This window comes from Bowmanella yangjiangensis, from assembly GCF_017255015.1.
GTDB classification, from domain to species: Bacteria; Pseudomonadota; Gammaproteobacteria; order Enterobacterales; family Alteromonadaceae; genus Bowmanella; species Bowmanella yangjiangensis.
This window is the reverse complement of record NZ_JAFKCS010000096.1, coordinates 1-2,790: the sequence shown is the minus strand read 5'-3', so window position 1 is coordinate 2,790 and position 2,790 is coordinate 1. Positions and strand designations below refer to the sequence as shown.

Below are 2,790 nucleotides of genomic sequence, written 5' to 3'. Positions count from 1 at the left end.
GCTGATCGAGAGACTGGCGGGCGCTACTCCACTGGCACGGACGCGTTAGCCTGAACTGACAGCGAGCCGCAAGCCTGTTCATGCCCAGGTGTGCGAGCTAGCGCCCTGGTTCGCATCGCGGCCCGCTCACCGCCGTGCTAGCTGCGGAACACGGCCTCGACCTTGCCGATCAGGGGTGCTGCGCGGGCGAAACCGGTTGCCAGTTGAACAACACCGCTATCGGTTCTGGCCAGCAGCGTCGGAAACGCCCGCACCTGCAAACGGTGGCTCAGCTCGAAATCGCCACGCGTCCATTGGCGAGCGCTGTCACCCTCATACAATTCGCTGAAGCGCGCGAAGTCCAGCCCCGCGCCCTCGATGATGCTTTCATAGAAGCCCAGCTGGGTCGGATCAGCGTTGGCGACATAGAACTTGCGCTGAATTGCCGAGAATATGGCGTACAGCTTGCGCGAAGAGGCCCCCGCCAGCATGTGCCTGGCCGTCACGACAGCACGGCAGGCGGGTTCAGTATCATAGGAAAAGTGTGCGCGCTCGAGGATGTCAAAGGAAAAGGGCTGCCCGGTCGCCTCGCCGATCTCCTCCCAGTGATGGCGCAGAAACGCCTTGAACTCCGCATTCCATGGATTTCCCCCGCCCGGCCGGAGCCCGCCGAGGACAATGGAGAAAGACAATCCCCGTTGCTCGCAATGGTCCTGCAGCTCTCGCAGTGCCGGTTCGATACCCCAGCACCAGGAACACATGGGATCACCGATATAGATGATCTGCGTGTCGGTCAGGGATACCTCGTCGGTCGCCGCAGCGTCGTCCAGGGCGGACGGGTAGCAGATTCCGGATTTGTCGTCGCACGATAGGGTTTTCATGATGGCTCGCGGTCGCTCTCAAGGGTTCTCAAGTGAATGCACGGGTGGCCAGCGGTGAGCGGGACGGTCAATCGGGCAAGAAGACCATCTCGAAGCTGTCCTGAGCGGCAGCGGCCAGTTCGACAGGCGTATCCATGATCGGGCCGTCTGCCTGAAGCAGTGCACCACCGAGCAACCCGAGCGAATCCCAGTTCGCGGCAAGCCCCCTGGCGCTATCGCTGCCGAAGAATTGCGCCACCAGGGCGACGGTGCTCATATGAGCCGTGCCGCCGCCAGCAGATGTGAAGATCCTGTTCTCTGCGTCCACGTGCCAGGCAAGGCGGGGGGAAAGCACGTCAGCGCCAAGCGTCGGCAGGCGGCGTGCCAGGGCGACAGAACAGGTGATCGTCTTGCCGTCGAGAATGCCGGAACGGAACAGAACACCCACGCCGGAGCAGTTGGATGCCACCCAGCGGCCCTCGGCGTGGTGCTTGCGAACCAGCTCCAGAATCTCGGGGTTGCTGGAAGCGGCACCACCGCCCAGGCCTCCAGGCACATAGAGCACATCGAAGCGGTCGTCGGCCTCGAGCACTCGATTGGTTTTGATTTCCGTGCCCATGTGCGTCGCTACCGGGCCCGGCTCGAAGCCGCCAATCGACACGTCCAGGTGCCGACCTTCATGTGCGAAGCCCCAGGCCAGTGCCTGGAACAACTCCCAGGGCACCAGCAGATCCTGCTCGCTGACGTTCGGAAAGGTGAGGAAGTGAATGGATGTGATATCACTCATGATTGCTGACTCCTGCTTGGCTGGGCGGTTCCAGGCACCCTGGACAGGAGGCAATGTAGCCGTCCACTATTCGCCCTCATAGACACGAAAAATGGATGCGGGCGTCCCGAAAAATGAACACCCTGCCTTACTCGCTCGATGATCTCTATTGGTTTGCCCTGATCGCGGACGCTGGCAGCCTGTCGCGCGCCTCGCGTCAGTACGATGTCGCCAAGTCGACGCTCTCGCGCCGACTGGCGCGGCTCGAGGAGATGACAGGGCTGGCACTCGTCCAACGCAACTCGGCGGCCTTCAGCCTGACCGACGCTGGACAGCAACTCCTGGAAGAGGCCTGGCCACTGGTCCGCCGGATGGAAATGCTTTCCACCGAGCTCATCGGCCGTGAGGCGGAACCGCGCGGCCTGGTCCGGCTCTCCGCCTCGGGCGCCTTCGGCAAGCTCGTCGTCCTGCCAATCGTGCTGGAGTTCATGTGCCGTTACCCACGGGTCGATGTCGAGATGGAGATCACGGATCAGCGGGCCGACGTCGTCGCCAATGCCATCGACATTGCAGTACGGATCGGCGCGATGACCGACTCGGATCTCTTCGCGCGCAAGGTGGCGACTGTGCGCCGCATCCTCTGTGCCAGCGCCGGCTATGCACAGGCGCGGGGCTTACCGGCGCATCCGGACGAGATGGAGCACTACGACTTTCTCGTCCAGTCACGCAACGCTGCAGAGCTCGAGCTGCGCTGCAACGGCAGGACACGGACACTCACCACACCCAGGCGACTCACCCTCTCGCCCTCGGACCAGTTGCTCGCACCAGTACGGGCCGGACTGGGGATCGCCCATCTGGGTGAAATTCAATGCGCCCAGTACCTGGCGACTGGCGAACTCGTGCGTGTCCTGCCGGAATGGGAGATTCCTGAATTCGATGTCTACCTGGTCAGCCCAAACAGACGCTATCGTCCACCAGCCGTACGGATGCTCATGGACGAACTGGCTCAGCGCATCCCTACGGCCATCTCCAGTCTGATAGAGACCGATCAGCACGGCGCCTGAAAGGCTCGCAGCCGGATGCCCCGGCACCAGGCCATCCAGCGAACTCCGCCCTGGCTGCGTCTGGCGCCTCTTCCTGAGCCCGAAAAAAAGGGCGACCATCAGGTCGCCCGCCCATTCAAGG

Annotated in this window: 3 protein-coding genes; 1 reads left to right on the top strand and 2 read right to left on the bottom strand. The window is 62.9% G+C overall.

The genetic code is table 11. The annotated features are described in order from the left end of the window. Positions 1–137: 137 nt before the first annotated feature. A complete protein-coding gene (locus J0A65_RS22035; RefSeq protein ID WP_206596469.1) occupies positions 138–860 on the bottom strand; it encodes a DsbA family protein in 723 nt (240 codons plus the stop codon). 67 nt (positions 861–927) lie between these two features. Further along, positions 928–1,626 carry a DJ-1/PfpI family protein gene (locus J0A65_RS22030; protein ID WP_206596468.1) on the bottom strand — a complete coding sequence of 233 codons (699 nt, stop codon included), beginning with the start codon at positions 1,624–1,626 and terminating at the stop codon, positions 928–930. 113 nt (positions 1,627–1,739) lie between these two features. On the opposite strand from J0A65_RS22030, the gene J0A65_RS22025 reads away from it, so the two are divergent. Next, complete coding sequence (locus J0A65_RS22025; RefSeq protein ID WP_206596467.1) at positions 1,740–2,669, top strand: LysR family transcriptional regulator; 930 nt, start codon at positions 1,740–1,742, stop codon at positions 2,667–2,669. Positions 2,670–2,790: the final 121 nt, after the last annotated feature.

Bases quoted from the DNA above. Each gene is read 5' to 3' on its own strand.
- J0A65_RS22035 (WP_206596469.1), bottom strand. From the start codon at position 860: ATGAAAACCCTATCGTGCGACGACAAATCCGGAATCTGCTACCCGTCC.
- J0A65_RS22030 (WP_206596468.1), bottom strand. From the start codon at position 1,626: ATGAGTGATATCACATCCATTCACTTCCTCACCTTTCCGAACGTCAGC.
- J0A65_RS22025 (WP_206596467.1), top strand. From the start codon at position 1,740: ATGAACACCCTGCCTTACTCGCTCGATGATCTCTATTGGTTTGCCCTG.